General features: G+C 76.3%; 4 protein-coding genes and 1 pseudogene. 1 reads left to right on the plus strand and 4 read right to left on the minus strand.

Annotation, left to right across the window (positions count from 1 at the left end; translation table 11 throughout):
- The first annotated feature begins 97 nt into the window (after window positions 1-97).
- Window positions 98-799 (plus strand): FHA domain-containing protein, encoded by a 702-nt coding sequence (locus AB0L40_RS27320; RefSeq protein ID WP_364361887.1) that lies wholly within the window; start codon window positions 98-100, stop codon window positions 797-799.
- 184 nt (window positions 800-983) lie between these two features.
- On the opposite strand, the gene AB0L40_RS27325 is transcribed toward AB0L40_RS27320, so the two are convergent.
- The 4 genes and pseudogenes from AB0L40_RS27325 to AB0L40_RS27340 all read right to left on the minus strand — a co-directional run.
- Window positions 984-1,715, minus strand: coding sequence for a DUF4190 domain-containing protein (locus tag AB0L40_RS27325; RefSeq protein ID WP_364361889.1), 732 nt, complete (start codon window positions 1,713-1,715; stop codon window positions 984-986).
- A complete protein-coding gene (locus AB0L40_RS27330) occupies window positions 1,715-2,218 on the minus strand; it encodes an RDD family protein (protein ID WP_364361893.1) in 504 nt (167 codons plus the stop codon). Before AB0L40_RS27330 ends, AB0L40_RS27325 begins: the two co-directional genes overlap by 1 nt.
- 224 nt (window positions 2,219-2,442) lie before the next feature.
- A complete protein-coding gene (locus AB0L40_RS27335; protein WP_364361891.1) occupies window positions 2,443-3,237 on the minus strand; it encodes a DUF2510 domain-containing protein in 795 nt (264 codons plus the stop codon).
- Between the two features lie 73 nt (window positions 3,238-3,310).
- A pseudogene (locus AB0L40_RS27340) lies at window positions 3,311-3,379 on the minus strand (hypothetical protein); the annotation flags it as partial.
- Window positions 3,380-3,395 lie beyond the last annotated feature (16 nt).

Consider the following 3,395-nt stretch of genomic DNA (forward strand, 5'->3'; position numbering starts at 1 on the left):
GGCGGCGAGCGCCGCCCGGACGATCCGGCGCGCCCGGCGGGTATGGTCCCGCCCCCGCCCCGCGTGCGCCGCACGCCGGACGGGGCGCCCCGTCCGGATGACCACCAGCAGCTCGCCCCTTCCCGTCCGCGGCCTGGAGCTCGAGGCCGTCCAGCGCCACCGCGCCCTCGGCGCCCCGTTCCTCACGGTCCGCCCGCCGGGGGAGCTCCTGCGGATCGTGCTGTTGCCGGCGGACCACGAGGCCTCGTCGATCGGCCGACGGCCCGGCCAGGCTGTCGTCATCGACTGGGACGCCCGCGTCTCGCGCGTGCACGCCCGGATCGAGTCGATCGCCGGGTCGTGCTGGCTCCTGGACGACGGGGTGTCGCGCAACGGCACGTTCGTCGGCGAACTGCGGCTCACCGGGCGCCACCGGCTGGAGGACGGCGACGTCATCCGGGTCGGCGGGACCAGCCTCGCGTTCCACGACCCCCAGGCGATCGGCAACTCGATCACGGTCGAGGCCAGCGACGCCCGGCTCGCCGTCGAGCTCTCGCCCGCCCAGCGGCGCGTCCTCGACGCGTTGTGCCGGCCCTGCCGCCCCGGGGTCGTCGCCGCGCCGGCGTCCAACCAGCAGATCGCGGCGGAGCTCGTCGTCGGGATCGACGCCGTCAAGACGCAGATGCGCGCGCTCTTCGTGGCCCTCGGGATCGAGGATCTGCCGCAGAACCGCAAGCGGGCCCGCGTCGTCGAGCGGGCGTTCGAGCTCGGACTCGTCCGCGCCGACCACGACGCCGGGGTCCCTCCGACGGGCGCCTGACCGGATCCACGCTCAGCCCGGCCTCACCGATCCGCGGATCGTCACGACGCCGATGACCTTCGCGCGACCCGACCGGCCACGATCGCGTGGTCACCGACCGTCCTCACGTGGCCGATCGGCCCACACTCGGCCCTCGACGCCGACGTTCGAACGGTCATCGGCGGATCCAGCCTCACGGCCTCTCTCAGACGCCGCCGAGGATCACGGCGAGCACGATGACCCAGATCAGCGTGCCGATCCAGCCCAGGATCGTCCCGGCGAGCGCCATGCCGTGCCCCGGTCGCCCGGGCAGCGCCGCGGACTGCGACATCGCGATGTGGCCGAAGACGATCGCCGGGACCGAGCACAGGAGCCCGCAGACGACCAGGCCGACGATCCCGAGGACCAGCGAGACGACCGCGCCCCCCGGTGGCGCGGGGGCGACCAGAGCGACCGGAGCCCACGCGCCTGGGGCCGGCCCCGGGGCGAAGCCCGGCGGCGGGCCGTAGGGCGATCCGCCGGGCGGTGGGCCCGAGGGCGGCGGCCCATAGGGTTGCCCGCCTGGTGGCGGTGCGGACGGCGGCGGACCGTAGCCGGGACCGGCCGGCGGCGGGCCCGTCGGCGGCGTCCCGAGACCGGGGCCGGAGGACGGCATACCGAGGCCGGGGCTCGAGGGCGGCGGTCCTCCGGAGCCGGAGACCGGCCGGGCGAAGCCCGCGGAGGGCGATTCGCGGCCGGCGGGCACGGGCTCCGTGGCGTCCCGGGGCCGCAACGCGCCCGGCCGGGTCGGCGGGTCGTCGTCTGCCCGCGGATCCGCGGGCGGCTCCGCCGGGGCCGCCCGCGGGACGACCGGCCGCCCGAAGGCGTCCGTCGCGCCGCGCTTGGGCGGGTCGTCGTCGAAGTCCTCGAACCCGAGGACGATCCGCCGGTCCGTCATCAGCGGCCGTACGGCGGGGCCGGGGTGCCGACTGGGGTCGACGGGGGCGGAGTGGCGGGTCCCGCCACGACGACCACGGTGCCGGCGATCTTGTCGTGCAGTCCTTGCTTCAGCGGCTCGAAGAGCGCCCAGACAAAGTACAGCGGGATGATCGTGCAGAGCAACCGCAGGAAGCCGGTGCCCGAGGTCAGCGGTTGCCCGTCGACGCGCAGGACGCGGACGCCGAGCACCTGCTTGCCCCAGGTCTGCCCGTTGCGCGCGCCAGGCCTTCCGAGCAGGACCGGGGTGTAGACGAACGGCACGACCAGCCAGCCCAGCACGGCGAGGGCCACGCCCAGGATCGTCGCGCCGACGGCGGAGAGGACGAGCGCGACGGCGACCACGACGAGGTCGATCGCGAACACGATCGCCCCGTCGAGGAGCACGGCCGCAAAGCGCTGGCCGAGGCCGGCGAGCGGGGCGGCTCCCGGCGCCGGCGGCGGGAAGGAGGCCGGACCCGGCACGCCGGGAGCGGGGGCCGGCGCGGCCACCCCGGCCAGGGCCGAGCCGGCGGTCGGCGGGGGAGCACCGGCCGGCGGCGCGGCGGCCCGCGGAGGGGCGACCGGAGGAACAGCCGGCGCGTCGCCCCCGGGCGACACGGGGTCCGGGGAGCCCGTGGGCGCCCCGAGCGGGGCGGGGCGGGCGTCGTCGAAGTCCTCGGCACCGAGGACGATCCGCCCGCCCGTCATCAGGAGCCGGTGGCGTCGTCGAAGTCCGCCAGCGGGCGTCGCTCGCCGGTCCACGTGCTGCCGTCCCACCAGCGCGCGTTGACGCCGTCGGGGGCGGGGTACCAGCCGGGCTCGGGCGCGTCGGACGTCGGCGCGGGGACCGCGGGCTCGGCCGGCGGCTCGGGGGTCGGGGCGGGCGCGGCCGGCGGCGCGAACGACGAGGTGGCGCCGGGCGGCGGGCCCGCCGGGGCCGAGGTCGGAGCGCCGAAGCCGGTCGGGGCCGGGCCGTAGCCCTGGGCGGGCGGCGCGTACCCGGACGGGGCGCCCCACTGCTGCGCGCCCGGGCCCGGAGTCGACGCCCCGCCGAGCTTCAACGGGACCGCGGCCGTCGGCCCGGGCAGCAGCACCGCGCCGACGGCGAGGCCGCCGCCGAGGGTCGCGAGCCAGGCGAAGAACTGGAGGATGTAGAGCTTGCTCTGGTACTCGTTGCCGAGGCTCGCAAACGCGTAGAAGCCCCACGTGCCGGCCAGCGTGAGCGCCAGCGCGACAGTCACGAGGTCGAACACGCGGCCCGGCTTGACGGTGCCGAGGACCGCGAACGTCACCAGCGCGAGCGCCAGGAGCGTGAGGAAGATCTTCGTGAGCGCCCCCACTCCGTCGGTCTCGATGAACGTCGCCAGCAGCGACAGCAGCCCGGCGGGCAGCAGGACGATCCGCCCGATGAAGGCGACCTGACTGATCGTCGCCCACGCCTTGGGCGAGACGCTGAACGCGTCGGGGAGATCGGGCTGGGGAGGAGTGGGAGGTATCGGCATCGTGCGGATGATGGTCGTGGGAGCGGCGGATGGGCATCCGTCGTCTGGCGGATCTCTGTCGAGATCCGGCCATCAGCGCCGGGATGCAGTCGCCGAAGCCGTTGGTGAACGGGTAGTTCCACGGCGCGATCACGCCGACCAGGCCGAGCGGCGCGTGC

This window comes from Patulibacter sp. NPDC049589 (genome assembly GCF_040675535.1).
In the GTDB taxonomy this organism is placed as follows: domain Bacteria; phylum Actinomycetota; class Thermoleophilia; order Solirubrobacterales; family Solirubrobacteraceae; genus Patulibacter.